Below are 25,762 nucleotides of genomic sequence, written 5' to 3' on the forward strand. Positions count from 1 at the left end.
GCGGCTCCTCAGGCAACTTGCAGACGGGCGCTGGCGCGGCGATACAGCGCGAACGTCGCGCACAGGGCGCACAGCGCGGCGAACATCAGCCAGTAGGCGGGCGATGCCTTGTCGCCCGTCTCGTGGATAAACCAGGTGGAAATCGCCGGGGTAAAACCGCCGAAGATCGCGGTCGCCAGGCTATAGGCCAGGGAGAAGCCGGCCACACGCACTTCCACCGGCATGATCTCGGTCAGGGCCGGGATCATGGCACCGTTGTACATGCCGTAGAGGAAGGAGAACCACAGCAGGGTTTCCAGCATGTGCGCGAAGCTTGGCGCATTGACCACGTAGGAAAGTGCCGGGTAAGCGGTCAGCACGGTCAAAGCAGTCATGGCGATCAGCACCGGCTTGCGGCCAAAACGGTCACTGAGGGTGCCACCGATGGGCAGCCAGATGAAGTTCGACACGGCCACCAGCAGGGTCACCAGCAGGGCGTCGGCGGTGGTCAGGTTGAGTACGGTTTTGCCGAAGGTGGGTGCGTACACGGTGATCAGGTAGAAGGCCGTGGTGGTCATCGCCACCATCATCATGCCGCCGATCACGATGGTCCAGTTCTTCACCAGGGTGGCCAGCACTTCGCGCATGGTCGGGCGATGCTTGCGGTTGGCGAACTCTTCGGTTTCCTGCAGGTTGCGGCGCAGGACGAAGATGAACGGGATGATCACGCAGCCGATGGCGAACGGAATTCGCCAGCCCCAATCGGCAACCACGGCTGGTTCCATCCACTGGTTCAGGCCATAACCCAGGGCGGCCGCGACCACGATGGAGATCTGCTGGCTACCCGATTGCCAGCTGGTATAGAAACCCTTGCGGCCCGGGGTGGCCATTTCGGCCAGGTACACCGACACGCCGCCCAGTTCGGCACCGGCCGAGAAACCTTGCAACAGCCGACCCATCAGCACCAGCAGCGGTGCCCACAAACCAATGGTGTGATAGCCGGGCACCAGCACGATCAGCAGGGTGCCACTGGCCATGATCGCCAGGGTCACGATCAAGCCTTTGCGACGGCCCACATCATCGATGTACGCGCCGAGGATGATAGCCCCCAGCGGACGCATCAAAAAGCCCGCGCCGAACACGGCGAAGGTCATCATTAATGACGCAAATTCATTAGCGGCAGGGAAGAAGGCGGCGGCGATATAGGTGGCATAGAAACCGAACAGAAAGAAGTCGAACTGTTCGAGAAAGTTGCCGGAGGTGACGCGAAAGACTGCGCCGACTTTGGAGCGGGCAGAGTCAGGCCGTGAAGGGTTTTGCATTTTCTTGTGTCTCCAGCGTTCTTTTTAAAGTGCTTGTTTCGCTTAAGACCGCGGATAGTGGCTGACACATTTGGAAATGATAAGTGAGTTATTTACATGTATTGATGCGCCTTGGTTATCAATGACCGGGATCACACAAAACCGCTCCCTCATCTATGCTTCTCCATTGTGTCCAATTCTTACGGACGGGAGGTGGGTATGAGCAACGAACACAAGCAACGTGATGAGTTGGAGCAGGAGCGCGCCAGGAAGCTTCGCGAGGAAGAAAAACCGCAGACCTGGAAGCATCCGGACGATGGCACGGAACTGTCCGAGCGTGACCAGGAGCGCCCGCTCAAGCCTTGAGTCCTTGTTTCCTGTAGGAGCGAGCTTGCTCGCGAAAAACCTGAGGGCGACGCGGGGCACCTGATTTCCCGCGTTATCGTTAACGACCTTCGCGAGCAAGCTCGCTCCTACAGTGTTTCTTCAGTTTTGAATCGGCGTACACAACTCCACCAGCGTCCCATCCGGGCACCGCACATACGACACCACCTGCCCCCAAGGCTTGGTGCTCGGCGCAGCAAGTTCTGTCGCACCCTCGGCCAGCGCTCTGGCATGAGCCTTTGACACATCCTCGGTAACAAACCCCAACTCCATCCCCAGCGGTTGCTGTGAAGCATGCGCCTCCACATGCCCGCCCTTGAAGTTCATCTCGCCCAACTCATGCGCTGCAAAAGAGAGGGTGGTATCACCGGTATCCAACTCGCCATAGGTCCCCGATTCATGCAGGAAACGGCGACTGAAGCCGAAGGCTTTTTCGAAGAATTGCAGGGATGCAGCGACGTCCGGGACGTAGACGATGGTGTAGGCAAATTTCATGGTTCAGCGGTCCTTGCTGGAGAAAGGGCTCATTAGAGTCAGCGTCGTGCATACCGTCAACGGGAAACTATTTGACATATTTGATTTGTGATCACATATTGGAGCCATAAGAACGACAACACAGGTTTTGACTCATGACAGATGGCCCGCTACTCCTTCCGACCTTGCGCCAGGTGTCCCGCGATACCTTGCAAGACCAGGTCTATCGCCAGATCCGCGAAGCCTTGATGAGTGGTCGTTTCCAGCCCGGCCAGAAACTCACCATCCGCGGCCTCGCCGAAGCCCTCGGCTCCAGCCCCATGCCGGTGCGCGAAGCCCTCCAGCGCCTCAGCGCCGAAAACGCCTTTGAAGTCACCGAAACCTCCCGTCTGCGGGTACGCATGATGACGGTCGAACGCCTGCGGGAAATCCGCGATGCGCGGGTCGCCCTGGAAGGTTTGCTGGCAGAAAAGGCCGTATTGCTCCTGGAAAAAGCCGACCTCGACGAAATTTCCGACCTCTGCCAACAGATGCAACAGGCCGCCGACGAAGTCGACGTTTCCCGCTACCTGTGGACCAACTTCGCCTTTCACCGTCGGATCTATGCCGTCGCCCAGGCCGAATTGACCATGGCCGCCGTGGAAAACTTCTGGCTGCACATGGGCCCGTGTTTTGCCCTGGTCGCCCCCGATAAAGCTCACTTGCAACGCTCGATGGAGGCGCATACGCGCATCGTCGAAGCCCTGGCCGCCCGCGATGGCGCCGGTGCCCGCGCGGCCGTGACCGATGACATCATGCAGGCCGCCGATTCCCTGGCGCGCCTGCTCGTCAAGAACGACCGTTCGAGGTCGTCTGTTTCAGGAGGTAAACGTGCATGAGTGTCCTACAGCGGCTGCAGCCCTATCCTGGGTTACGTGTGTTGATTTCCGGCGGGGCTGCCGGCATCGGTGAAGTGTTGGCGGCGGCCTATCTGGAGGCGGGTGCCAAAGTGCATGTGTGTGATGTCAGCGAACCGGCCCTGGCGGCGTTTCGCGACAAGTACCCGGGCACTGTCGCCACCCGTGCCGACGTGAGCGATGCCACGCAGATCGAGGCGGTGTTCCAGGTGCAGCGCGAGCAATTCGGCGGGCTGGACGTGCTGGTCAACAACGCCGGGATTGCCGGGCCCACCGGCGGCATCGACGCCATCAGTGATGCCGAGTGGCAAGCCACGATCAATATCAACCTGACGGCGCAATACCGCTTTGCCCACCACGCGGTGCCGATGCTCAAGGAATCGTCCCACGGCCATCTGCTGCATATCGCCTCGGTCGCCGGGCGCCTCGGCTACGCCTGGCGCACGCCATATGCGGCGACCAAATGGGCCATCGTCGGCCTGATGAAATCCCTGGCCTCGGAGCTGGGCGAAAGCGACATCCGCGTCAACGCCTTGCTGCCCGGCATCGTTGAAGGCCCGCGCATGGACGGCGTGATCCGCGCCCGTGCCGAACAGGTCGGTGTGCCGGAAGCCGAGATGCGCCAGGAATACCTGAACAAGATCTCCCTCAAGCGCATGGTCACCGCCGAAGACGTCGCGGCCATGGCCTTGTTTCTCTGCTCGCCTGCCGCCCGCAATGTCACCGGCCAGGCGATCAGTGTCGACGGTAACGTCGAGTACCTGTAGGCCGCGTCAGCGTTAAGCCAGGGAAGAACACACAAGTTACACCCTGGATTTTTTTCATAAGAATAAAAGTCGGAGAATCGTCATGTCCAAAAATCGTCCTGTGATCATCACCTGCGCCGTCACCGGTGCCATCCATACGCCGTCGATGTCGCCGCATTTGCCGATCACCGCGCAGGAAATTGCCGACGCCGCCATCGGTGCCGCCGAAGCCGGCGCCGCCATTGTCCACCTGCATGCCCGTGATCCCATCGATGGCCGTCCCAGCCAGGACCCCGCGCTGTTCGCCGAATTCCTGCCGCACATCAAGGCCGCCAGCGACGTGGTGATCAACATCACCACCGGCGGCGCACCGACCATGGGCGTCGAAGAACGCCTGCAACCGGTGATGCAGTTCAAGCCGGAACTGGCCTCGCTGAACATGGGCTCGATGAACTTCGGCCTGTACGAAATGCTCAACCGCTTCACCGAGTTCAAGCATGACTGGGAGCGTCCGTACCTGGAAGAAAGCGACGACCGGATCTTTCGCAATACCTTCCGCGACATTACCCACATCCTCAATTCCTGCGCCGAGAACCGCACCCGTTTTGAAATCGAGTGCTACGACATCGGCCACCTGTACACCGCCGCCCATTTCCTGGAGCGCGGCCTGCTGAAACCACCGTTGTTTATCCAGTCGGTATTCGGTTTGCGCGGTGGCATCGGCGGGCACCCGGAAGACCTGGCCCATATGCGCCGCACCGCCGACCGCCTGTTTGGCGACGACTACGTGTGGTCGATCCTCGGCGCCGGCCGTGGGCAGATTCCGCTGGCCACCATGGGCCTGTCCATGGGCAGCAACGCCCGGGTCGGCCTGGAGGATTCGCTGTGGGATGGCCCGGGCAAACTGGCCGCGTCCAACGCCGACCAGGTACGGCGCATTCGCACAGTGATCGAAGCCCTCGGCCATCAGGTCGCCACGCCGGATGAAGCGCGGGAAATCCTCGGGCTCAAGGGGCGTGACCAGGTCAATTTCTAAGTGATAAACCGGCCGCGTCACGGCGCGGCCATGCCCATCCCGCACAACAACAAAAAAGGGGATAACACCATGCGTATCGAAGTGCTTGTGGACGTGAAGACCACCCTGGGCGAAGGCCCGGTGTGGGACGTCGAACAACAACGGTTGTACTGGATCGACAGCGCCGACGGCCGGATCCTGCGCTGCACCGAGGATGGGCGCGAATTGCGCGCCTGGGATGTGGGCCAGAAAATCGGCTCCATGGCCCTGCGCCATAGCGGCGAGCAAGCCATCGTCGCCCTGCAAAACGGCGTGCACCTCCTGGACCTCAACAGCGGCGAACTGGCCCTGGTGATCGACCCGGAACCCGCACTACCCAACAACCGCCTCAACGACGGCAAGGTCGACCGCCAGGGGCGCTTTGTCTTCGGCTCCATGGACACCCTCGAAGACAGCGCCAGCGCCAAACTCTACCGCCTCGACGCGGACCTGAGCCTGCACACCCTGGACGAAGGCATCATCGTGTCCAACGGTCCGTGCTGGAGCCCGGCGGGCGATACGTTCTACTTTTGCGACACTTGGTCCGGCGAGATCTGGGCCTATGACTACGACCCAGCCAGCGGTGCGGTGAGCAATCGACGCACCTTCGCCAAGGTCGATACCAGCGGCGGTGGCGCTGCCGACGGCTGCACCGTGGATGCCGAAGGCTGCCTGTGGCAGGCGCTGGTCTATGCCGGAAAACTGGTGCGCTACACGCCCGACGGCCAGGTCAACCGGATCATCCAGATGCCGGTGAAAAAGGTCACCAGCCTGACCTTTGGCGGGCCAAACCTGGACACCCTGTTTGTCACCTCCATGGCCAAGCCACCGTTGCCGCGTTTCCCGGCCGACGGTCAGCAGCGCGGGGCGCTTTTTGCGATCACCGGGCTGGGCGTGCAAGGAATAGCCGAGCGACGGTTCGCCAGCTAGCGCGTTTTTTTCAACAAGGCACTTTCCTTTCGCAACCTTGTGTCAGTGCGCGCCCTCGCGCGCCTGGAGAAACCCATGGCAACCTTGAAAAAAGCCTCGCTGCGCAGTATTCACCGGCACTCCTGGGTGTCGCTGCTGGTGTGCTGGATGATCTGGATCCTCAACGCCTACGACCGTGAGATCGTGCTGCGCCTGGGGCCGACCATCTCCAAGCATTTCGATTTGTCGGCCGACCAGTGGGGCACCATGGCCACGGTGATCATGCTGGCCCTGGCCCTGCTGGATATTCCCGGCTCGATGTGGAGTGACCGCTACGGCGGTGGCTGGAAACGTGCGCGGTTCCAGGTGCCGCTGGTGCTGGGCTACACGGCTATTTCGTTCCTCTCCGGGTTCAAGGCCCTGAGCGGCAACCTCGCGACCTTTATCGCGCTGCGGGTCGGCGTCAACCTCGGCGCAGGCTGGGGCGAGCCGGTGGGCGTGAGCAACACCGCCGAATGGTGGCCGGTGGAACGTCGTGGTTTTGCCCTCGGTGCGCACCACACCGGTTACCCGATCGGCGCCATGCTCAGTGGCATCGTCGCCAGCTTTGTCATCAGCACCTTCGGTGAAGACAACTGGCGCTACGTGTTCTTCTTCGCGTTTGTGGTGGCGTTGCCGCTGATGATTTTCTGGGCGCGGTATTCCACCGCCGAACGCATCACCGCGCTGTACGTCGACATCGCCGCCAAGGGCATGACCCCGCCGGACAACGCACCGGCCAGCCAAGTGAAGGGCCACGCCTGGCGCACGTTTATCGCCACGTTGCGCAACCGCAATATCGCCCTGACGGCGGGTAATACGATGCTGACCCAAGTCGTGTACATGGGCGTCAACATCGTGCTGCCGGCCTACCTGTACAACATTGCCGGGCTGTCCCTGGCCGAGTCGGCGGGGATGAGCGTGGTGTTCACCTTGACCGGGATTCTCGGGCAACTGGTGTGGCCGTCGCTGTCGGACATCATTGGCCGGCGCGTCACCCTGATCATCTGCGGGGTGTGGATGGCCGCCAGTGTCGGTGCGTTCTACTTCGCCAACACCCTGACCCTGATCATCGTCGTGCAACTGCTGTTCGGCCTGGTGGCCAACGCAGTGTGGCCGATCTACTACGCGGTGGCCTGCGACTCGGCCGAGCCGTCGGCGACCTCCACCGCCAACGGCATCATCACCACCGCGATGTTTATCGGTGGCGGCCTGGCGCCGGTGCTGATGGGCAGCCTGATTGCCATGGGCGGCGGCTGGACCACCTTGCACGGCTACACGGTGTGCTTCTTCGTGATGGCCGGCTGTGCCCTGGGCGGGGCGCTGCTGCAATTGTTTTCCCATCGCCCGCCGGCGCTGGTTGCGCAACTCGAACCCTAGAACAACACCGATGCGTCCCCCAGCCGTTGCGCTGGCGGGGCGCCAAGAGGAATTGCCCGATGAAGACTGCCAACACCGCCCGTGAACCACGGGAGTTGAACAAACTGATGTTCGTCAAGCTGATGCCCTTGCTGATCATCGCCTACGTGCTGAGCTTCCTGGACCGCACCAACATCGCCCTGGCCAAGCACCACCTGGACGTTGACCTGGGGATTTCAGCAGCGGCCTATGGCCTGGGCGCCGGGCTGTTTTTCCTGACCTATGCACTGTCGGAAATCCCCAGCAACCTGATCATGCACAAGGTCGGCGCGCGGTTCTGGATCGCCCGGATCATGGTGACCTGGGGCCTGATTTCGGCGGCCATGGCGTTCGTCCAGGGTGAGACCTCGTTCTATATCCTGCGCCTGCTGCTGGGCATTGCCGAAGCCGGCCTTTTTCCCGGGGTGATGCTGTACCTCACCTACTGGTTCAACCGCGAGCAACGGGCGCGGGCTACCGGGTATTTCCTGCTCGGCGTGTGTTTTGCCAACATCATCGGTGGCCCGGTGGGCGCGGCGTTGATGCGCATGGACGGGCTGCTCGGCTGGCACGGCTGGCAGTGGATGTTCCTGCTCGAAGGGCTGCCGGCAGTCGCGTTTGCCTGGGTGGTGTGGTGCAAGTTGCCGGACCGTCCGAGCAAGGCACCATGGCTCTCGGCCGAAGAGGCGCGCGGGATTGAACAGCGCATCGCGATGGAGACCGAAGAGGGCGCAGGCGAGGGCGGGCATTCCCTGAAGAACTGGCTGACACCGCAGATCCTGCTGGCGATCTTTGTGTATTTTTGCCATCAGATCACCATCTACACCGTGATCTTTTTCCTGCCGAGCATCATCAGCAAATACGGTGAATTGAGCACCATGAGCGTCGGCTTGCTGACCTCATTGCCGTGGATTGCCGCAGCGGCCGGCGCTGTGTTGCTGCCGCGCTTTGCGACCACGCCCACCCGTGCCCGGCGGCTGTTGATTACCGGTTTGCTGACCATGGCGTTGGGGCTGGGGATTGCCTCGGTGTCGGGGCCGGTGTTCAGCCTGCTGGGCTTTTGTGTGTCGGCGGTGATGTTCTTTGTGGTGCAGTCGATCATCTTTCTCTACCCGGCCTCGCGCCTCAAGGGCGTGGCGCTGGCGGGCGGGCTGGGCTTCGTCAATGCCTGCGGATTGCTCGGCGGGTTTGTCGGGCCGTCGGTGATGGGCGCGATCGAGATGAGCACCGGCAATGCCACGAATGGCTTGAAGGTAATTGCCGTGGTGCTGGTGGTGGCCGCGTTGGCCGCCTTGCGTTTGCGTCAGGGGCAGGAGCAGGAGCCCGGTCACACCAGCAACGAGGTAGGAAACCCCGAAGCCAGCACCAGGTAAGCCACGACTGCCGCCAGGCACAAACCGACAAATACCCGTAACAGTGTCCTGGCGGTGGGATGAGCGATGAATTTGATGGCCCAGAGCAAAATCCCGGCAACCAGGACGCTCAAGGCAGAAATGACCAGCACGATGGTGTTCTCGCAAGCCTTGGAAGCTGCTTTATAGTCCCAAAGGCCCGTGTTGAACAGTGTGCGCATAGACGCAGGGCCCCGGGTGTTTCTAAACTGCGACTTATCCAGGGCAGTGGGGCGGTCGCCGATGAATCGCAATGAATTACGCAAGGCCGACATCAATTTGATGGTGGTCTTTGAAACCTTGATGCTCGAACGCAACGTGACCCGGGTGGCGGAGAAGCTGTTTCTCGGGCAACCCACCATCAGTTCGGCCCTCAACCGCCTGCGTACGTTGTTCAATGACCCGCTGTTCATTCGTGTCGGCCACCGGATGGAACCTACCGCGCGGGCCGAGGAAATCATCAAGCACCTGTCGCCGGCCCTCGACTCCTTGTCGTCGGCCCTGAGCCTGACCCACGATTTCGACCCGTCCATCAGCACCATGACCTTTCGCATCGGCCTGTCCGATGACGTCGAGTTCGGCCTGCTGCCGCCGCTGCTGCGCGCCTTGCGCCAGGAAGCGCCGCAGGTGGTGTTCGTGGTGCAGCATGTGGATTACTGGCGCATCCCGGACCTGCTGGGTTCCGGGGATATCACCGTCGGCATCACCCAGACCCGCGGCCTGCCGGCCAATGCCAAGCGCAAATTATTGCGGCATATCCGCCCGTGCCTGCTGCGGGCGGATGCCTCGGACAAACCCCTGACCCTCGACGAATATTGCGCACGGCCCCATGTGCTGGTGTCCCACACCGCCAACGTGTCCGGGTTTGCCGATGAGTGGCTGGCGGAAATCGGTCGCAAGCGCCACGTGGTGCTCTCGGTGCCGCAATACAGCGCATTGCCGGCGCTGCTCGCCGGCACCGACATGATCGCCAGCCTGCCGGATTACACCGCCCAGGCCATGGCCGCCGGAGGCAATCTGTTCTGTGAACCGTTCCCGTTCGAAACCCCGACCCTGGACTTGTCGATGGTCTGGCTCAGCCACGTTGACACCGATCCGGCGGAGCGCTGGATGCGTTCGCGGCTGGAGGCGTTCATGAGCGAGCGGGACATGCTGCCGGTGGTCGCACCCAAATCTTGAGATAAAACCTTCAGGGAGATCCAGGCATGGCCCCATCCCGTTCCTTGCTGCGTGGGCGCGGCAGTCATGACAGCGGCAAGGTTGGCATGGTCGAGCTGTTTTTCGACCTGGTGTTCGTGTTTGCCGTGACCCAGTTGTCCCATTCGCTGCTCGCCCACTTGTCCATCGGCGGTGCCGTGCAGGTGGCGTTGATGATGGTCGCGGTGTGGTGGGTGTGGATCTTCACTTCGTGGGTCACCAATTGGCTGGACCCGGAAAAAATCCCGATCCGCATCGGCCTGTTCGGCTTGATGGTGGCGGGCCTGTTGCTGTCCTCGTCGATCCCCAAGGCGTTTACCGATCGCGGGCTGTTGTTCGCCGGCGCCTATGTGTTCATGCAGGTAGGACGCACGCTGTTTGCGTTGTGGGCGGTGCGCGGCGAGTCGCTGAACATGACCCGCAATTTCCAGCGGATCCTGGCGTGGATGCTGTTTTCCGGGGTGTTCTGGATCACCGGTGCGCTGCTCGAAGGCGAGCAGCGCCTGGCCTTCTGGGCCCTGGCGCTGTTGATCGAGTTGATTTCCCCGTCGGTGTATTTCTGGGTGCCCGGGCTTGGGCCCTCGACGCTTGCGGACTGGAATGTGGAAGGCAACCACATGGCCGAACGCTGCGGCCTGTTTGTGATCATCGCCCTCGGTGAGTCGTTGCTGGTGACCGGCGCGACCTTCGCCGAACTGCCCTGGAGCGTGGACGGGCTGGCGGCATTCCTGGTGGCAGTGGTGGGCAGCATCGCCCTGTGGTGGATCTATTTCGACAGCGGCGCCGAGCGCGCCCACCATCGCATTGCCAGCTCTGCCGACCCGGGCCGTCAGGCGCGGATCGCCTACACCTACCTGCATGTATTGATCGTCGCCGGGATTATCGTCAGCGCCGTGGCCGACGAACTGGTGCTGGTGCATCCGGGGCATGCCAGCCAGGCAGGCGTGGTGGCGATCATCGCCGGCCCGTGGTTGTTCCTGCTGGGCAGTGCGCTGTTCAAGTGGGTGATGAGCGACCGGCCGTTGCCACCGTTTTCGCACCTGGGCGGCTTGCTGATGTTACTGGTGTTGCTGCCGCTGGGATTGCAGCAGGTGTTTTCGGCGTTGGTACTGGGGGCGTTGACGTCGGCGGTGTTGGTGATCGTGGCGATCTGGGAAAATCGCTCGCTGCACAGCCTGACCGAAGTTTCACACTGAAAGCGGTCTGATTCCGCCCGGCCCCGTGCTATATGTATGACTCTTTTCCTACAACAAGCTCGGAGCCTTCATGCCGCATCTGCATCTGGAATACACCGCCAACCTCACAGAGCTGGCCGTTGAGAAAACCTTGTTGCGGCTCAACAACGTGCTTATGGCGTCCGGGCAGTTCGGTTCCGAGTTCGATATCAAAAGCCGCGCGCTGAAGGTGGAGACATTCCAGGTTGGCACGTCCATCAGCCCGCGCGCTTTTATCGCGGTCAAGCTGTCGCTGCTCAGCGGGCGTTCATCGCAGGTCAAGAAGCAATTGTCGGAAAGCCTGTTGGCGGCGCTGCAGGACCTGGGCGATTGGCCTGCAGACCTGCAGGTGCAGCTCAGTGTCTTGCTGGTCGATATGGATCGCGAGTCCTACAGCAAAGTCACCATCGGCTGACGGGCAATACTCTGAGGCGAGGGAGCAAGCTTCCTCGCCACAGGGGGTCATAATAATCCTTGATCCGCACACACCTTCACCACCTGCTCCCTGAACCACGTGTTGGCGCTGTCCTGCGCGCTGTGTTCATTCCACTGCATATCCAGGGTAAACCCCGGCAAACCGTTCGGCGCTTCGCAATGGCCGAACACGGTCGTGTCTGCCAGCAGCTTCAGCACTCGACGGGGCAAGGTGACGATAAAGTCAGTGCCGGTGATCATCTTCAGCGCCGCGCTGTAGCTATTGGCGCGGGCGATCACCTGGCGCTTGTGGGACTGGCGCGCCAGCCAGCCGTCGATCATGTTGGTGTCGGAACTCCAGGGCGTGGGGAACACATGGCGCCGGGCGACGAAGGATTGCAGGCTGAACGCCGGTTCCCGGGGCGCCGAGTGTTTGTCGAACACGCACACCAGGTCGTCCTCCAGCAGCATCTGGGTCTTGATGTCCTTGTGCTCGCGATGAAAGTGCGGCCCGAAGCAAATCACCAGGTCCAGACGCCCGTCGCGCAAGGCGTCGGCCGGGACCTCGGTTTCGAGCTTCTGCACGTTGACGATCACCGGCAGGTCGGCGCGGTCGAAGTTTTTCAGCAGGCGCGGCAGGATCAACTGTTCGAAGTATTCGGGGGCGCAGACGTTGAAGGTCACAGCCTTCTGGGTGGGGTCGAACGTTTGGCTGCCGGCATGGCACAGGTTGATGCTTTCGAGGATTTTCTGCACATGCCCGTACATGGTGGCAGCTTTGTACGTAGGACGCATGCCCGCCCGGGTGTTGATAAACAACTCGTCTTCGAAGCTGGTGCGCAGCTTCTTCAGGCTGTAGCTCACGGTGGACTGGCTGACGAACAGGGTTTCGGAAACCTCGGTGACGCTGCTTTGGTCGTAAACAGCGACAAACACCATCAGGTCCTGCATATCGAGCTTTCTAAGCAAGTTGCTGTTTAGCATCCGTTCCGTCCGCAAGCGCTTTGTACCGAACTCGGTACAAGACAATACAAAATGTTAACGGAACGCTCGTACCAATAGAAAGCTCTGTCGGACCTTTCTCTGTTTGAGGTGGGACAAATAATGTTTACAACACGACCTCAGCGAATATGCCGCGCGTAATGCCGGGGATCGAAGCGCAGTACGATCAGCAGCATCACCACCACCACGGCCGTCAATGACCACCAGGCCCACTCGAAGCTGCCCAGCTGGTCGCGGATCATCCCGGCAATCAACGGCGACAACCCGGCGATCAGGTAGCCGATGCCCTGCACAAAGGCCGTCAGGCCACCGGCGCGGCGCGGGTTGTCGAGGTGGTCGAGGGACAGGATCAGGCTCATCGGAAACAAGCCGCCAATCCCCAGGCCGAGCAAACACGGCCACAGCAGGCTCAGGTATTGCGGGCTCAGGATCAGCCCGCAGAAGCCGGCGATGATCAGCACCAGCAGCACCGCGACCACACCCCGCTTGTCCCTCCGGCGGTTGGCGATGGCCGGGGTAGTCAGGCCGGAGACCACTTCCATGGCCGTCAAAAAGCCCAGCAACAGGCCGGCGTTCTGTTCACTCCAGCCTTGTTCCACGTAGTACGGCGCCAGCCAGGCCAGTACGCAGGTGTAGGACGCGGTACCGAGGCCGAAGAAAATCGCCAGCAACCAGGCCCGGCGATTGCCGAAGAATGACGCCTGCGGGCCTGCGCCGGCTTGCGGCAGCGGCGGCAGCACCGAGCGTTGGGCGTACCAGAACACCAGCGCCAATACCGCGAGAACCGCCCAGATGGCCAGGCCGATGCGCCAGCTGCCGGTTTGCACCTGGATAAACGGCGAGAACGAAGCGGCGAGGGCCGCGCCGCCCATGATCGCGGTGACGTACAGGCCCATGAACAGGGAAACGTTGTCGCTGAAGCGCGACTTGATCAAGGCGGGCATCAACGCCTGGATCATCGCGATGCCTACGCCGGCGGCAATGGCGCTGAGGATCAGCTCAACCGCCGAGTCCAGGAACAACCGGGAGACGGTGGCCAGGCCGATCACCACCAGCGACAGCACAATGCTGCGATGCTCGCCGAAGCGTTTGGCCACGCCCATGCCAAAAAACATCGCCAGGCCCATGGCCATGACGGGCAGCATGGTCAGCAGGGAGGCCGTGCTGAAACTCAGGGCCACATCGGCGCGAATCGACGACAACAACGGGCCGACGGCGGCCATTGACGGGCGCAGGTTGAGGGCAACCAGCACAACGCTGATCATCAGCCAAACGGCGGTGGCGGGTTTTGCGCGGACGTTTTCCATGGGCGAGCCTTGAACTGACAAGGGCAGTATTAGGCCGGGCGTGGGGGAGGGCGGCAAATGAGAAAGTCGTTGGCGCTATTGAAAAAATGCATCTGCTGACACGGCACAAGTCAACAGGTAGGAGCTGGCTTGCCTGCGATAGCGGTGGGTCAGGCAACACATCTGTGTCTGATAGACCGCAATCGCAGGCAAGCCAGCTCCCACAGGGAACAGTGGTGCTCTTGAGTGTTTCTACACCGCCCGGATCACATGCTTGATCTCCTGAAACGCTTGCAACCCCCACGGCCCCAGTTCCCGGCCAATACTGCTCTGCTTGTAACCACCCCACGCCGTTTGCGGGAAGATCACCTGCGGCGCATTGATCCACACCAAACCCACCTGCAAAGCATTGGCCACTCGCTCAGCCGCTTCCAGGTTGCCACTCAGCACGCTGGCCACCAAACCAAACTCACTGTCATTAGCCAGCGCCACCGCCTCGGCCTCATTGGCAAAACTGCGCACGCACAGCACCGGGCCGAAGATCTCCTCGTTCCACAACGCGCTGTCCAACGGCACTTCAGTGAAGACCGTCGGGCGAATGAAATACCCATGAGGCAAATCCGCCGGGCGCCCGCCGCCACACAGCAGCTTCGCGCCGGCTTGCACGCCACGTTCGATATGCCCCAGCACCCGCTGATACTGCGCACGGTTGACCAATGCGCCCATTTCCACGTCTTCGGCAAACGGGTCCGCCACGCGAATGCTCTCGGCCCTGGCCTGCAAGCGGGTGAGAAACTCGTCCGCCAGTTCGTCGGCCACCAACACCCGGCTGGTGGCGGAACACATCTGCCCGGCGTTGAAGAAACCACCGCCGCAGGCCAGTTCCACGGCCAGGTCGAGGTCGGCGTCCGCCAGCACCAGCAACGCGGATTTGCCGCCCAGTTCCAGGCTCACACCCTTGACCGTTTCGGCGGCGCGCTGCATCACCTGCACGCCCACGGCATTGCTGCCGGTGAAGGAAATTTTCGCGATCCGTGGGTCAGCCGCCATCGGCGCGCCCACCGCCAGGCCAGTGCCGCAGACCAGGTTGAACACACCGGCAGGCAAGCCCACCGAGGCGATGATCCGGGCCAGTTCCAGCTCTGCCAGCGGCGTCACTTCCGAAGGCTTGAGCACCACGCAGCAACCGGCCGCCAGCGCCGGGGCGAGTTTCCAGGCGGTGGTCACCATCGGGAAATTCCACGGCACGATCAGGCCGACCACGCCGCAGGGTTCACGGCGTACACGGGCGCTGAAATCCTCAGTGGGCAGTACCACCGGACGATCTTGGCTGGCGTCCATTTCGTCGGCCAGGTTCGCGTAATAGGCAAAGGTGGCGATCACGTCATCCACATCGATGCCGGCTTCAAACAGCGGCTTGCCGTTGTTGCTCGATTGCAGTTGCATCAGGTGTTCACGCTCTGCGCTCACACCCTCGGCGATCTTGCGCAACAGCGCGGCGCGGTCGCGGCCGGTGCTTTTCGACCAGTCCGGGAAGGCCGCGCTGGCGGCGCCGATGGCCTCAGTCACCGCGCCTGCATCACCCACGCTCACTTGGGCCAGGGTGGCCTCGGTGGCCGGGTTGATCACGTCCAGCACGTCATGGCCGGCACGCCACGCGCCATTGATAAACAGCCCATTCAATACCGCGCTCATACCGCCACCTCCTTCATCCAAAGCCCCTGGTCGATTTCAATCAGCGTCGGGCCCTGGCGATCAGTGGCGACACGCAAGGCGCTGCGTAATTCCTCAACACCCTGGATGCGCTGGGCAGCAGCGCCGAGGGCCTTGGCCACGCCGATAAAGTCCGGGGTGTAGATGTCCACGCCCACCGGTTCGATGGCGCGGTTGACCATGTATTTCTTGATCTCCTCATAGCCCTGGTTATTCCACAGCAGCACGATCACCGGCGTGCGCGCTTCCACGGCGCTGGCCAGTTCCGGCAGGGTGAATTGCAGGCCGCCGTCGCCGATCAGGCACACCACCGGCGCACCGTTGCCGCGCCCCAGCCACGCACCGATGGCCGCCGGCAAGGCGTAGCCGAGGGTGCCGTAGCCGGTGGAGGAGTTGAACCAGCGGCGCGGCTGGTCGAGGTTCAGGGTCAGGTTGCCGGTGTACACCGGTTGGGTGGAGTCGCCCACCAGTACGGCGTCGGGCAGTTCGTCCAGGACGGTGTTGAGGAACAGGGTTTGCGCGCGGGTGGCGGCATCCCAGGTGGGTTCCAGTTCGCTCCACAGGCGGGCGACGCGGTGGGCGCCCCAGTTGCTGTCCCGGGCGGCCAGGGGTTTGTTGCCCAGTTCGGCAAGCAGTGCCTGCGCAGCGATTTGCGCGTCGGCTACCAGCGCGACTTGCGGCGGGTAATTGCGCACGGTCTGGTCGGAATCGATGTCGATGCGCAGCAGGGCGCCGGGAATGTCGAAGCCGCCGGCGAAGGTCACGTCGTAGTCGGTTTCCGCCAGCTCGGTGCCGATCGCCAGAACCACGTCTGCCTCGGCCACCAGCGCGCGGGTGGCGACCAGGGTTTGGGTCGAGCCGATCAGCAGCGGGTGATTGGCGGCCAGCATGCCCTTGGCATTGATGGTCAGCGCCATCGGCGCGCCGAGGGCTTCGGCCAGTTGCGTCAACTCGGGTGCTGCGTCGATGGCACCGCCACCGGCGAGAATCAGCGGGCGTTTTGCCGCCGCCAGCAACTGGCTCATCTGCTTGACCGCCGACGGCGCAGCGCCAGCGCGGGAAACGCTGACCGGTTCGCTGCCGAGCAACGCGTCGGCGTTTTCCACCAGCACGTCCAGCGGGATTTCGATGTGCACCGGGCGCGGTCGTCCGGCCTGGAACAGCGCAAATGCCCGGGCCAGTACACCGGGCAATTCGGCCGCCGACATCAAGGTATGGGAGAACGCCGCCACGCCCGCGATCATCGCGTTCTGGTTCGGCAGCTCGTGCAGCTTGCCGCGCCCGCCGCCCAGCTGGCTGCGGGACTGCACGCTGGAGATCACCAGCATCGGGATCGAGTCGGCGTAGGCCTGGCCCATGGCGGTGGTGATGTTGGTCATGCCGGGGCCGGTGATGATGAAGCACACGCCGGGCTTGCCGCTGGTGCGCGCATAGCCGTCGGCCATGAAGCCGGCGCCCTGTTCGTGGCGCGGGGTGACGTGGCGGATGCTCGAGCGCGCCAGGCCCCGGTAGAGTTCCACGGTGTGCACGCCGGGGATGCCAAACACCTGGTCCACGCCGTAGCCTTCCAGCAGGTTGACCAATACTTCGCCGCAGGTCGCCATTGTCGTCGCTCTTATTGTTGATAAAGGCCCGTATTGGAACGGCTGGCCCGTAGCGGCAACAATCGATAAAAAGTCATACTAGCCATGTCCTCACGTCATGGCTGCGCCCTTATGAAACGTCTTCCGCCGCTGCCGGCCCTGCACACCTTTTGGGTCACGGCCCAGTGCTGCAACTTCACCCGAGCCGCCGAGCAATTGCACATCACCCAGGGCGCGGTGAGCCGGCAGATCGCCGGGCTGGAAAGTCATCTGGGCTATGCGCTGTTCCAGCGCCAGGCTCGTGGCTTGAGCCTCACCGAAGAGGGCCGCGAATGGTCACTGCGGGCGCAGCAGGTGTTCGGCCTGATCGGCGAGGCGGTGGAGCAGATCGGCACCCGCCGCGAGACCTTGCAGCTCAAGGCCTCCACCTGCGTGATGCGCTGGCTTCTTCCACGGCTGATGCAGTGGCAGCAGGAACGCCCGGATGTGCCGGTGGAGTTGACCACCACCGTGGCCTACACCGTCGACTTTCGCCGCGAGCAGTTCGATGCCGCGGTGATCTACGCGCCGATTGCCGAGCAGTCGGCCCAGGCCCGGCATCTGTTCGATGAGCGCCTGACACCGGTGTGCGCGCCGGCCTTGCTCGGTGGCTTGCACACGCCCGCCGATTTGCAGCAACAGGTGTTGTTGCACCCTACGCGGGATGAGCGCGATTGGGCGTTGTGGTTGAAAGCGGCGAATACACGCTTGAGCAATCTGGCCCAGGGGCATCATTTTGAAACCCTGGACCTGGCGATGACGGTTGCGTCCCAAGGCTCGGGCGTGGCGATTGGCGACAGCGCGCTGATTGGCGAGGACCTGAAGGCGGGGCGGTTGGCGACGCCGTTTGAACTACGGGTGCCGACGGGGATGGGGTATTACCTGGTGTACCCGCCGGGCACTGAGCCCTCGGCGGGGTTGGAGCAGCTTATGGACTGGCTGGTGAGCCAGGCACAGTCGCCGTCACAATGAAGATCAAAATGTGGGAGCGGGCTTGCTCGCGAAGGCGCCGGGTCAGCCAATACATCTGTTGACTGACACACCGCATTCGCGAGCAAGCCCGCTCCCACATTTTTAGTGCGCGTCAGCCTTAGTAGCCGACGGTGAACCGCTGGCGCGAATGCTTCGGTGTTTCCACTTCATCAATCAGCGCAATCGCAAAGTCGGCAAAGCTGATCCAGCTGCGGCCTTCACTGCTCACCAGCAATTCATCCTGGCCCAGGCGGAATGTGCCGGTGCGTGCGGTCTCGACGAACTCCGCCGAAGGCGACAGGAAGGTCCAGTCCAAGTCTTTTTCCTGGCGCAGGGTATCGAGGAAAACACTGCCGGCGCTGGCTTCGGCTTTGTATTCCTCGGGGAAGCCCGGGCTGTCGATCACTCGGCTGCCGCCCGGCAACAACAGCGAACCGGCACCGCCGACCACCAGCAGGCGCTTCACGCCGGCTTTTTTCACCGGGTTGATCACCGCTTCCGCAGGCAGGGTGGCGAAGTGCGCCGCACTGATCACCACGTCGTTGCCGCGGATGGCCTGTTCCAGCGCCTGGGCATCCAGCGCATCGACTTGCTTGGCGGTGACGCCAGAGCGCGCCCCGATCTTGTCGGTATTACGTGCGATGGCCGTGACGGTGTGCCCGCGACGCAGCGCTTCTTCCAGCAGTTGGCTACCGGCACGACCGGTGGCACCAATGATTGCGATCTTGCTCATGACGTTCTCCAGTACGGTTAAGGGTTGAATCAACTCACCACTGCATTTCGCCCTTGGCGACTTTGGCGCCCAGTTCCAGGGTGCTCTCGTCACCCAGGTTCGGGTAACGCTTTTGCATCGCCGCAATCAGGGCGGCGGAGTCCTTGGCCTTGGCGGTTTCTTCGTCAAAGGCCTTGATGTAGTCGGCGGTGAACGCCACGGATTTGAGCGACGGCGTGCCCAGGTAGTGACCCGGAATCACCGTGCGCGGTTTCAAGTCCTGGATACGTTGCAGGGTGGCCAGCCAATCGGTGTGGGACTTCGCGGTCTGCGTATCGGCCATCCACACATGAATGTTTTCCGCGACGACTACACCACCGACCACCGCCTTGATCGACGGGATCCACACAAAGGTGCGGTCCGGTTGTGCGCCGTCCAGGCCGATCACTTCCAGTTGCTTGCCTTCGAGGGTCAGGCTGTGGCCTTCAAGTACCTGGGGGATGACCGCTTTGGCAGGCTTGTCGGCCCCCAGTTTCGGGCCCCAGAACGCCAGTTTGTGTTCAACGGTGGCCTTGATATGGTCCACCACCGGCTGCGGTGCCAGGACTTTGGCCTGGGGGAAGGCGGCGGTCAGGGTATCGAGGCCGAAGTAGTAGTCCGGGTCGCCGTGGCTGATGTAGATGGTAGTCAGGCGCTTGCCGCTGGCGCGGATTTTTTGCACCAGTTGCTCGGCCTGGGTCTTGCCGAATTGGGCGTCCACCAGGATCGCATCTTTGTCGCCGCTGACCAGTACCGAGGTGACCGGCATCATCGCGGTTTCGCCCGGGTTGTAGGCGTCCAGAGTCAAGTCTGCCGCCATGGCGTGCGCGGCGAAGGCCAGGGAGGCGGCGGCCAGGGCCACGCGCTTGAGCGGGGAGAATCCAAACATGTGCAGCTCCAGTCATCGGTAAGGTGTGGACAGAGCTTAGTTGCACCAAACGCTACAAAAAATGCGATGCTTGGACATAGTTTGTTTCTAAAAGCGGGCAAATCATGGATCGTCTTCAAGCAATGCGGGTGTTTGTCGCGGTGGTGGACTTGGGCAGCCAGTCGGCGGCAGCCGACCATCTGGACCTGTCGCGCCCGGTGGTGTCGCGCTACCTGGCGGAGCTGGAAGACTGGGTCGGCGCGCGCCTGATGCACCGCACCACCCGCAAGCTCAGCCTGACCGCCGCCGGCAGCGAAACCCTGCCCCGTTGCCGACAGATGCTGGAGTTGTGCAGCGACATGCAGGCCGCCGTCAGCGAACCCGACGAAGCGCCTCGCGGCCTGCTGCGCCTGAGTGTCAGCACCTCGTTCGGCCAGGCGCAACTGGCCGATGCCATGGCCGAATACGTCAAGCGCTACCCGCTGGTCAACATCGATATGCAGATGCTTGATCGCACGGTGAACCTGGTGGATGAGCGCATCGACCTGGCGATCCGCACCAGCTTCGAGCTGGACCCCAACCTGATCGCCCGCCGCCTCACGCTGTGCCGTTCGGTGATCTGCGCATCGCCCGCTTACCTGCTGGAGCATCCGCAGCCGCGGCAGGTACAGGACCTGGCCCGGCACAATTGCCTGACCCACTCCTACTTCGGCAAAAGCCTGTGGCACTTCATGGAGAACGGCGAGCCGGTGTCGGTGCCGGTGCAGGGCAATATCAGCGCCAACGAGGCCAGTACCTTATTGCGGGTGACGCTGGCGGGAGCAGGGGTGTCGCGGCTGCCGAGTTATCAGGCGGGCGACTACATCCGCAGTGGCGAGTTGATCCGCTTGTTGCCCGAGGCCGAGCCGCAGCAGATGAACATCTACGCGGTGTACGCCTCGCGCAAGCATATGCCGGCGGCGCTGCGCAGCCTGCTGGATTTCCTGGTATTGAGGTTTCCGGAAGAGCCGGTGTGGGACGTCGGTCTCTAAGCCGACATAAACAGGTTGAATGTCGCCCGATAATGGCGACTTGCCCCAGCTGACCTATGCTTATCAAAGCACCTTCTTGATCGGATCAGAGGTCAGCATCATGTCGATCAAAACAAGAAAGTACCTGATGATTTTCACCCTGTGCGCCGCCGCCACCGCGCTCTATGGCACTGCCGCCTACCGCGTCGAACAGACCCGCATGCAGCCGGGGTTCGCCTCCAGCTGCAATCACGGTCAATGCGTTGGCCACATGGCTGCCTTCAGTTCGCTTCGCTAGCGTCCTGGTCGGCTTTCAACTGCTCCCGAAACGCCTTCGGGGAGAACCCGACGCGTCGGCGAAACAGCCGTGAGAAGTTGGTCGGGTCGGAAAAGCCCAACACCTCCGACATTTCATTGATGGTCATGCTGGTGTAGGTCAGCAGGCGCTTGGCTTCCAGCAACTGGCGGTCGTGCATGATCTGCAACGCGGGCTGCCCGCCCAACTCCCGACACGTACCGTTCAGGTGTGAGACCGAGATCCCGAGCTTGTGGGCCAGGTCTTCGATTTTCGGGTGCTCGCGATAGTGTTGCTCTACCAGCTGGGTGAACCGGCGGAAATATTCGCGGCCCCGCGGTGCCCGTGGATGGCGACGCTGGATGGCCTGGCGGCTGATCCACACCAGCAGCACGCTGACCAGGGCGTGCATCATCATGTCTCGCGCCGGTTGGTCGCTGGCGTACTCCTCCTGCAGGCGCGCAAACAGGCTGTTGAGGTAGTCACTGTCGTTACCGGCAGGGTAGCTGCCCAAGGCGTTCAGGCCATCCAGCGCAGCCCCCAGCTGCCCCTGCAAATGCGCCATCAGCGGCGCGGCCAGGGTGACCACAAACCCCTCGACGTCTTCGGAAAAGCGAAAGCCATGCACGCATAACGGCGGCAGCACCTGCAGCGTCGATTCATTCAGGGTGCTGCGCTGCCCCTCGATCTCCAGTTGTGCCTGGCCTTTGTGCACGTAAAGCAACTGGCACAGGTCCGCATGCCGGTGGGGCTGGATTTCCCACTGGTACTCACGGCTGCGCCGGGAGATGGTTTCACAGTGCAACAAATCCGGGGTCGGCCATTGCTGGCTCTCACCGTAGAGTTTGAACACTGGAATCGCGGCACTGGCAGTTTTGGTCATGGCTTCATCCGATACTTCGGGATAGTTGTGCGGTAATCGCCCCAATTGGCGAAAAGCGCAGCTTTGGGCTCAGTTTTCACCTTCTTATGCCGGGCACTCAAGTGAAAAATGCCAGCAACACCTTCAATGACAACTCTTTCACCGGATACGTTCGGATGAAGCTTGCGGGCCATAAAAATAATGAAAACGCTGAAAACCCAAGTCGCCATCATCGGCGCCGGTCCCTCGGGGCTGCTGCTCGGTCAACTGTTGCACAACGCCGGGATCGAAACCCTGATTCTTGAGCGCCAGACGCCGGATTACGTGCAAGGGCGCATCCGTGCCGGGGTGCTGGAACAAGGCATGGTCGACCTGCTGCGCCAGGCCGGCGTGAGTGCGCGGATGGATGCCGAAGGCCTGGTGCATGAGGGCTTTGAGCTGGCGCTGAATGGGCAACTGACCCATCTCGACCTCAAGACGCTGACCGGCGGCAAGACGGTGATGATCTACGGGCAAACCGAAGTCACCCGCGACCTGATGGCCGCGCGCCAGGCCAGCGGCGCGACAACGTTGTATGAAGCCGGCAACGTGCAGCCCCATGATCTGAAAAGCCCGGAGCCGTGGCTGAGCTTCGAACATAAAGGCGAGCATTACCGGCTGGACTGCGACTACATCGCTGGCTGCGATGGTTTTCACGGTGTGGCGCGTCAGTCGATTCCCACCGAGGCATTGAAAGTCTTTGAACGGGTCTATCCGTTTGGCTGGCTGGGCATCCTCGCCGACACCCCGCCGATCCACGATGAACTGGTGTACGCCAAACACGAACGTGGCTTTGCCCTGTGCAGCATGCGTTCACCGACCCGCAGCCGTTATTACCTGCAGGTGCCGGCCGATGAGTCGGTGGACGACTGGTCCGATGAGCGCTTCTGGGATGAACTGAAAACCCGTTTGCCCAACTCACTCACCGAGCAACTGGTGACCGGCCCGTCCATCGAAAAGAGCATCGCGCCGCTGCGCAGTTTTGTGGTGGAGCCGATGCAGTACGGTCGCCTGTTCCTGCTGGGCGACGCCGCCCACATCGTGCCGCCCACCGGCGCCAAGGGTTTGAACCTGGCTGCCAGCGATGTCAGCACCTTGTTCAATATCCTGCTCAAGGTGTACCGCGAGGGCCGAGTGGAATTGCTGGAGAAGTACTCGCAGATTTGCCTGCGGCGGATCTGGAAGGCCGAACGGTTTTCCTGGTGGATGACCTCGATGTTGCACCAATTCCCTGAGGCGGACGGCTTCAGCCAGCGCATCGCCCAGAGCGAACTGGAATACTTCGTCGACTCCGAAGCCGGTCGTAAAACCATTGCAGAAAATTACGTCGGACTTCCTTACGAGGCTATCGAATAGTCAGCTATCTAGTACACTGACGAGCATTCCCGTGGGCCTCCTTTTCCCGCGGGCCCTTGCTCGCAGGTTCTGCCGTGACCAACCTCAATCAGCCCGCCACACCCGCCGTGCGCAGTGTCCTTGTCGCCTTGATGATGGCGATCTTTCTCGGGGCCCTGGACCAGACCATCGTCGCCGTCTCCATGCCGGCGATTTCCGCCCAGTTCCATGACGTCAACCTGCTGGCCTGGGTGATCTCCGGCTACATGGTGGCGATGACCGTGGCGGTGCCGATCTACGGCAAGCTCGGCGACCTGTACGGGCGCCGGCCGATGATGCTGATCGGCATGGGCCTGTTCACCCTTGCTTCGCTGTTCTGCGGCATGGCCCAGAGCATGGAGCAGTTGGTGCTGGCGCGGATCCTCCAGGGCATCGGTGCCGGCGGGATGATTTCGGTCAGCCAGGCGATTATCGGCGACATTATTCCGCCCCGTGAGCGCGGGCGCTACCAGGGTTACTTCAGCAGCATGTACGCGGTGGCGAGCGTGGCCGGCCCGGTGTTGGGCGGCTACATGACCGAGTACCTGTCGTGGCGCTGGGTGTTCCTGATCAACCTGCCGCTGGGCGCGGGCGCCTGGTGGGTGGCCCATCGCACGCTGGTGGGGCTGCCGGTGCCGCAACGCAAGCCGGTGATCGACTACCTCGGCACTGTGCTGATGATCGTCGGTTTGACGGCGCTGTTACTGGGTATCACCGAAATCGGCCAGGGCCATCATTGGCGCGACGATGAAGTGCTGGGGCTGTTGGTCTGTGCCGTGGTGGCGTTGACGGTGTTTGTGTGGCACGAGCGTCGGGCGCGGGAGCCCTTGTTGCCGATGCACCTGTTTGCCAACCGCAGCGCGGTGTTGTGCTGGTGCACGATTTTCTTTACCAGTTTCCAGGCGATTTCCCTCACGGTGTTGATGCCGCTGCGTTACCAGACCGTCACCGGTTCCGGTGCCGACAGTGCCGCCTTGCATTTGCTGCCGCTGGCGATGGGTTTGCCGATGGGGGCGTATTTTGCCGGGCGCATGACCTCGGTGACCGGGCGTTATAAACCGATGATCCTGATTGGCGCCTTCCTGAGCCCGATCGCGATTTTCGGCATGGCGTTGAGTGCGCCTCAGGCGGTGGCGGTCACCAGTCTGTTTATGTTGCTGTGCGGGATTGCCGCCGGGATGCAGTTTCCGACTTCCCTGGTGGGTACGCAGAACTCGGTGGAGCAGCGGGATATCGGGGTGGCGACCAGCACCACCAACCTGTTCCGTTCCCTGGGCGGTGCGGTTGGGGTGGCATGCATGTCGGCGCTGTTGCTGGCGTTGTTGCAGGACTCCAGTTTTGCGCACCTGGCCAGTGGGGCGCTGGTCGCGGAAGGGAGTTCGGGGAATGTGCTGCTGGATGGCTTGAATGCGGCGCCTGGGCCGGCGCAGGATGCCTTGCGGGGGGAGTTGTTGATTACCTTCAGGCATTTGCTGATGGTCAGTGCCGGGGTGTCGTTGTTGGGGTTGGCGGCGGCGATTGCCATGCCTAATCGCGTGTTGCGGGGGCGGGAAGACAAGGCCAAATAGTCGAAAAAATGAAGATTAAATGTGGGAGCGGGCTTGCTCGCGAATGCGGTCTGTCAGTTGATAAATAGGTTGGCTGATACACCGCATTCGCGAGCAAGCCCGCTCCCACATTCGATTGCGTTCCAGCATTTAAATAGCTGACCTTCACGGGCTGTAATACCCCACAGCCACCATGAAATGTCCGGTTTTGCGCAAATACGCATGCTTGTTCTCAACCTTTCCGGTCACCGGATTTTTCCAGCGGTACTTGTATTCCCCCTGATCCTGCTCGGCCATGACCGCCAGGATCGGCTCACCCACCGGCTTCCCGTCGGGATCCTTGATCTTGCTGAAATCCGTATTCACCAACCGCGGAGTCGTGCCATGGGCCACGTAGCGCTGGGTGTCGAGGTCAACCACAAACACATACAAATCGTCCTGTAGAAAACCACCCTGCATGGCGTTGATCGCCTTGAGCGTCCCGGCCGGGTCTTTCTCCAGCGCCTTGACGGCTTTGTTTCGCAGCGCTCTGGCATGTTCCGGCGTCGCCCGCGGCAGGTAGTAGCCAACGGCCAAAATCCGCTGCCCGACGCGCTGGTAATACACATGTTTGCGTTCCACCTTGCCGTCATTCCAGTTCTGCCACCGGTAATCGGCCTGCTGGATGCCACTGCCTTCCGGCACCGCCAACGCCTCCTTGAACGACTTGTTCAGATCCGGCCCCAGTACCTCGGAAACATTGCGCCCGATCAACGCAGAAGAGGGCCCGCCACTCGCTAGCAGTACGCCCTTGGTGTTGACCACGAACACGTAACGGTCCTGGTCGACGAATTCACCCTGGCGGCTGAACGCCGCAAAAGCCTTGTCACCATTCGTCTGGTAATACGCCAAGGCCTTTTCCAGCAAGGCCTTGGCGGCTTGGGCATCCGCCTCCTCAGCGGTGGCGGCGTGCACCTGGCCAACACATAACAGCAGCAGCCAGGTGGCTCGGAGCATTGCCTTCATTACCCGTCCCTCGATCTTGT

26 protein-coding genes are annotated in these 25,762 nt (G+C 62.0%); 15 read left to right on the forward strand and 11 right to left on the reverse strand.

Annotated features, from left to right (window positions below; genetic code table 11):
- Positions 1-8: 8 nt before the first annotated feature.
- The gene (locus A462_RS06970; RefSeq protein ID WP_003211917.1) at positions 9-1,301 is read right to left on the reverse strand and encodes an MFS transporter; all 1,293 of its coding nucleotides are present in this window, start codon (positions 1,299-1,301) and stop codon (positions 9-11) included.
- 198 nt (positions 1,302-1,499) lie between these two features.
- On the opposite strand from A462_RS06970, the gene A462_RS34660 reads away from it, so the two are divergent.
- Positions 1,500-1,646, forward strand: coding sequence for a hypothetical protein (locus A462_RS34660; protein WP_008437901.1), 147 nt, complete (start codon positions 1,500-1,502; stop codon positions 1,644-1,646).
- Between the two features lie 120 nt (positions 1,647-1,766).
- Here A462_RS34660 and A462_RS06965 read toward each other — a convergent pair whose 3' ends face one another.
- Positions 1,767-2,159: a VOC family protein gene (locus A462_RS06965; protein ID WP_008437902.1), complete on the reverse strand. Its 393-nt coding sequence runs from the start codon at positions 2,157-2,159 to the stop codon at positions 1,767-1,769.
- A 134-nt stretch (positions 2,160-2,293) separates the two neighbouring features.
- Here A462_RS06965 and A462_RS06960 point away from each other — a divergent pair, with 134 nt between their 5' ends.
- The 6 genes from A462_RS06960 (at position 2,294) to A462_RS06935 (ending at position 8,553) form a co-directional block, all read left to right on the forward strand.
- Positions 2,294-3,016, forward strand: a complete 723-nt coding sequence (locus tag A462_RS06960) for a GntR family transcriptional regulator (RefSeq protein WP_003211913.1) — start codon at positions 2,294-2,296, stop codon at positions 3,014-3,016.
- A complete protein-coding gene (locus tag A462_RS06955) occupies positions 3,013-3,801 on the forward strand; it encodes an SDR family oxidoreductase (protein ID WP_008437903.1) in 789 nt (262 codons plus the stop codon). The genes A462_RS06960 and A462_RS06955 overlap by 4 nt, the downstream gene beginning before the upstream one ends.
- Before the next feature lie 82 nt (positions 3,802-3,883).
- Positions 3,884-4,816, forward strand: coding sequence for a 3-keto-5-aminohexanoate cleavage protein (locus A462_RS06950; RefSeq protein WP_008437904.1), 933 nt, complete (start codon positions 3,884-3,886; stop codon positions 4,814-4,816).
- 69 nt (positions 4,817-4,885) lie between these two features.
- The gene (locus A462_RS06945; protein WP_008437905.1) at positions 4,886-5,764 is read left to right on the forward strand and encodes an SMP-30/gluconolactonase/LRE family protein; all 879 of its coding nucleotides are present in this window, start codon (positions 4,886-4,888) and stop codon (positions 5,762-5,764) included.
- Between the two features lie 75 nt (positions 5,765-5,839).
- Positions 5,840-7,162 carry an MFS transporter gene (locus A462_RS06940; RefSeq protein ID WP_003211904.1) on the forward strand — a complete coding sequence of 441 codons (1,323 nt, stop codon included), beginning with the start codon at positions 5,840-5,842 and terminating at the stop codon, positions 7,160-7,162.
- A 59-nt stretch (positions 7,163-7,221) separates the two neighbouring features.
- Entirely contained in the window at positions 7,222-8,553 is a 1,332-nt protein-coding gene (locus A462_RS06935; RefSeq protein ID WP_008437906.1) for an MFS transporter, read from the forward strand.
- On the opposite strand, the gene A462_RS34350 is transcribed toward A462_RS06935, so the two are convergent.
- Positions 8,508-8,753: a hypothetical protein gene (locus A462_RS34350; RefSeq protein WP_023659101.1), complete on the reverse strand. Its 246-nt coding sequence runs from the start codon at positions 8,751-8,753 to the stop codon at positions 8,508-8,510. The genes A462_RS06935 and A462_RS34350 overlap by 46 nt on opposite strands.
- A gap of 61 nt (positions 8,754-8,814) precedes the next feature.
- Between A462_RS34350 and A462_RS06930 the strand changes: the two genes are divergently transcribed.
- From A462_RS06930 to A462_RS06920, 3 genes are all read left to right on the forward strand, one after another.
- Positions 8,815-9,750 (forward strand): LysR substrate-binding domain-containing protein, encoded by a 936-nt coding sequence (locus tag A462_RS06930; RefSeq protein ID WP_003211897.1) that lies wholly within the window; start codon positions 8,815-8,817, stop codon positions 9,748-9,750.
- Positions 9,751-9,776: 26 nt separating this feature from the next.
- Positions 9,777-10,964: a low temperature requirement protein A gene (locus A462_RS06925; protein WP_008437907.1), complete on the forward strand. Its 1,188-nt coding sequence runs from the start codon at positions 9,777-9,779 to the stop codon at positions 10,962-10,964.
- Positions 10,965-11,034: 70 nt separating this feature from the next.
- Positions 11,035-11,397, forward strand: coding sequence for a 5-carboxymethyl-2-hydroxymuconate Delta-isomerase (locus tag A462_RS06920; protein ID WP_008437908.1), 363 nt, complete (start codon positions 11,035-11,037; stop codon positions 11,395-11,397).
- Positions 11,398-11,444: 47 nt separating this feature from the next.
- Here A462_RS06920 and A462_RS06915 read toward each other — a convergent pair whose 3' ends face one another.
- The 4 genes from A462_RS06915 to A462_RS06900 all read right to left on the reverse strand — a co-directional run bounded on the left by A462_RS06915 (position 11,445) and on the right by A462_RS06900 (position 17,001).
- Entirely contained in the window at positions 11,445-12,380 is a 936-nt protein-coding gene (locus A462_RS06915) for a LysR family transcriptional regulator (RefSeq protein WP_023659100.1), read from the reverse strand.
- Between the two features lie 137 nt (positions 12,381-12,517).
- Positions 12,518-13,705, reverse strand: a complete 1,188-nt coding sequence (locus tag A462_RS06910; RefSeq protein WP_003211888.1) for a cyanate transporter — start codon at positions 13,703-13,705, stop codon at positions 12,518-12,520.
- Positions 13,706-13,936: 231 nt separating this feature from the next.
- Entirely contained in the window at positions 13,937-15,379 is a 1,443-nt protein-coding gene (locus A462_RS06905) for an aldehyde dehydrogenase family protein (protein WP_008437909.1), read from the reverse strand.
- Positions 15,376-17,001: a 5-guanidino-2-oxopentanoate decarboxylase gene (locus A462_RS06900; protein ID WP_008437910.1), complete on the reverse strand. Its 1,626-nt coding sequence runs from the start codon at positions 16,999-17,001 to the stop codon at positions 15,376-15,378. The genes A462_RS06905 and A462_RS06900 overlap by 4 nt, the downstream gene beginning before the upstream one ends.
- A 111-nt stretch (positions 17,002-17,112) precedes the next feature.
- On the opposite strand from A462_RS06900, the gene A462_RS06895 reads away from it, so the two are divergent.
- Positions 17,113-17,991, forward strand: a complete 879-nt coding sequence (locus A462_RS06895; RefSeq protein ID WP_008437911.1) for a LysR substrate-binding domain-containing protein — start codon at positions 17,113-17,115, stop codon at positions 17,989-17,991.
- A gap of 118 nt (positions 17,992-18,109) precedes the next feature.
- Here A462_RS06895 and A462_RS06890 read toward each other — a convergent pair whose 3' ends face one another.
- Complete coding sequence (locus A462_RS06890; protein WP_008437912.1) at positions 18,110-18,724, reverse strand: NAD(P)-dependent oxidoreductase; 615 nt, start codon at positions 18,722-18,724, stop codon at positions 18,110-18,112.
- Between the two features lie 34 nt (positions 18,725-18,758).
- Entirely contained in the window at positions 18,759-19,631 is an 873-nt protein-coding gene (locus tag A462_RS06885; RefSeq protein WP_008437913.1) for an MBL fold metallo-hydrolase, read from the reverse strand.
- Between the two features lie 104 nt (positions 19,632-19,735).
- Here A462_RS06885 and A462_RS06880 point away from each other — a divergent pair, with 104 nt between their 5' ends.
- The gene (locus tag A462_RS06880; protein WP_003210653.1) at positions 19,736-20,641 is read left to right on the forward strand and encodes a LysR family transcriptional regulator; all 906 of its coding nucleotides are present in this window, start codon (positions 19,736-19,738) and stop codon (positions 20,639-20,641) included.
- Between the two features lie 100 nt (positions 20,642-20,741).
- Positions 20,742-20,918, forward strand: coding sequence for a hypothetical protein (locus tag A462_RS34665; protein ID WP_162835184.1), 177 nt, complete (start codon positions 20,742-20,744; stop codon positions 20,916-20,918).
- Here A462_RS34665 and A462_RS06870 read toward each other — a convergent pair.
- On the reverse strand, positions 20,902-21,798 hold the full coding sequence (locus tag A462_RS06870) for a helix-turn-helix domain-containing protein (protein WP_003210655.1): 897 nt from the start codon (positions 21,796-21,798) through the stop codon (positions 20,902-20,904). The genes A462_RS34665 and A462_RS06870 overlap by 17 nt on opposite strands.
- 189 nt (positions 21,799-21,987) lie before the next feature.
- On the opposite strand from A462_RS06870, the gene pobA reads away from it, so the two are divergent.
- Together pobA and A462_RS06860 are read left to right on the forward strand one after the other, a co-directional pair.
- Positions 21,988-23,172 (forward strand): 4-hydroxybenzoate 3-monooxygenase, encoded by a 1,185-nt coding sequence (gene pobA, locus A462_RS06865; RefSeq protein WP_177325584.1) that lies wholly within the window; start codon positions 21,988-21,990, stop codon positions 23,170-23,172.
- A gap of 74 nt (positions 23,173-23,246) precedes the next feature.
- Positions 23,247-24,758: an MDR family MFS transporter gene (locus A462_RS06860; RefSeq protein WP_008437917.1), complete on the forward strand. Its 1,512-nt coding sequence runs from the start codon at positions 23,247-23,249 to the stop codon at positions 24,756-24,758.
- A gap of 144 nt (positions 24,759-24,902) precedes the next feature.
- Here the strand turns inward: A462_RS06860 and A462_RS06855 are convergent, their stop codons facing one another.
- Entirely contained in the window at positions 24,903-25,742 is an 840-nt protein-coding gene (locus tag A462_RS06855; protein WP_032899696.1) for a cache domain-containing protein, read from the reverse strand.
- Between the last annotated feature and the right edge of the window lie 20 nt (positions 25,743-25,762).

Source organism: Pseudomonas sp. Ag1 (assembly GCF_000278565.1).
GTDB lineage: Bacteria > Pseudomonadota > Gammaproteobacteria > Pseudomonadales > Pseudomonadaceae > Aquipseudomonas.

Coding starts and splice junctions, on each gene's coding strand:
- A462_RS06970 (WP_003211917.1), bottom strand. CDS start 1,301: ATGCAAAACCCTTCACGGCCTGACTCTGCCCGCTCCAAAGTCGGCGCA.
- A462_RS34660 (WP_008437901.1), top strand. CDS start 1,500: ATGAGCAACGAACACAAGCAACGTGATGAGTTGGAGCAGGAGCGCGCC.
- A462_RS06965 (WP_008437902.1), bottom strand. CDS start 2,159: ATGAAATTTGCCTACACCATCGTCTACGTCCCGGACGTCGCTGCATCC.
- A462_RS06960 (WP_003211913.1), top strand. CDS start 2,294: ATGACAGATGGCCCGCTACTCCTTCCGACCTTGCGCCAGGTGTCCCGC.
- A462_RS06955 (WP_008437903.1), top strand. CDS start 3,013: ATGAGTGTCCTACAGCGGCTGCAGCCCTATCCTGGGTTACGTGTGTTG.
- A462_RS06950 (WP_008437904.1), top strand. CDS start 3,884: ATGTCCAAAAATCGTCCTGTGATCATCACCTGCGCCGTCACCGGTGCC.
- A462_RS06945 (WP_008437905.1), top strand. CDS start 4,886: ATGCGTATCGAAGTGCTTGTGGACGTGAAGACCACCCTGGGCGAAGGC.
- A462_RS06940 (WP_003211904.1), top strand. CDS start 5,840: ATGGCAACCTTGAAAAAAGCCTCGCTGCGCAGTATTCACCGGCACTCC.
- A462_RS06935 (WP_008437906.1), top strand. CDS start 7,222: ATGAAGACTGCCAACACCGCCCGTGAACCACGGGAGTTGAACAAACTG.
- A462_RS34350 (WP_023659101.1), bottom strand. CDS start 8,753: ATGCGCACACTGTTCAACACGGGCCTTTGGGACTATAAAGCAGCTTCC.
- A462_RS06930 (WP_003211897.1), top strand. CDS start 8,815: ATGAATCGCAATGAATTACGCAAGGCCGACATCAATTTGATGGTGGTC.
- A462_RS06925 (WP_008437907.1), top strand. CDS start 9,777: ATGGCCCCATCCCGTTCCTTGCTGCGTGGGCGCGGCAGTCATGACAGC.
- A462_RS06920 (WP_008437908.1), top strand. CDS start 11,035: ATGCCGCATCTGCATCTGGAATACACCGCCAACCTCACAGAGCTGGCC.
- A462_RS06915 (WP_023659100.1), bottom strand. CDS start 12,380: ATGCTAAACAGCAACTTGCTTAGAAAGCTCGATATGCAGGACCTGATG.
- A462_RS06910 (WP_003211888.1), bottom strand. CDS start 13,705: ATGGAAAACGTCCGCGCAAAACCCGCCACCGCCGTTTGGCTGATGATC.
- A462_RS06905 (WP_008437909.1), bottom strand. CDS start 15,379: ATGAGCGCGGTATTGAATGGGCTGTTTATCAATGGCGCGTGGCGTGCC.
- A462_RS06900 (WP_008437910.1), bottom strand. CDS start 17,001: ATGGCGACCTGCGGCGAAGTATTGGTCAACCTGCTGGAAGGCTACGGC.
- A462_RS06895 (WP_008437911.1), top strand. CDS start 17,113: ATGAAACGTCTTCCGCCGCTGCCGGCCCTGCACACCTTTTGGGTCACG.
- A462_RS06890 (WP_008437912.1), bottom strand. CDS start 18,724: ATGAGCAAGATCGCAATCATTGGTGCCACCGGTCGTGCCGGTAGCCAA.
- A462_RS06885 (WP_008437913.1), bottom strand. CDS start 19,631: ATGTTTGGATTCTCCCCGCTCAAGCGCGTGGCCCTGGCCGCCGCCTCC.
- A462_RS06880 (WP_003210653.1), top strand. CDS start 19,736: ATGGATCGTCTTCAAGCAATGCGGGTGTTTGTCGCGGTGGTGGACTTG.
- A462_RS34665 (WP_162835184.1), top strand. CDS start 20,742: ATGTCGATCAAAACAAGAAAGTACCTGATGATTTTCACCCTGTGCGCC.
- A462_RS06870 (WP_003210655.1), bottom strand. CDS start 21,798: ATGACCAAAACTGCCAGTGCCGCGATTCCAGTGTTCAAACTCTACGGT.
- A462_RS06855 (WP_032899696.1), bottom strand. CDS start 25,742: ATGAAGGCAATGCTCCGAGCCACCTGGCTGCTGCTGTTATGTGTTGGC.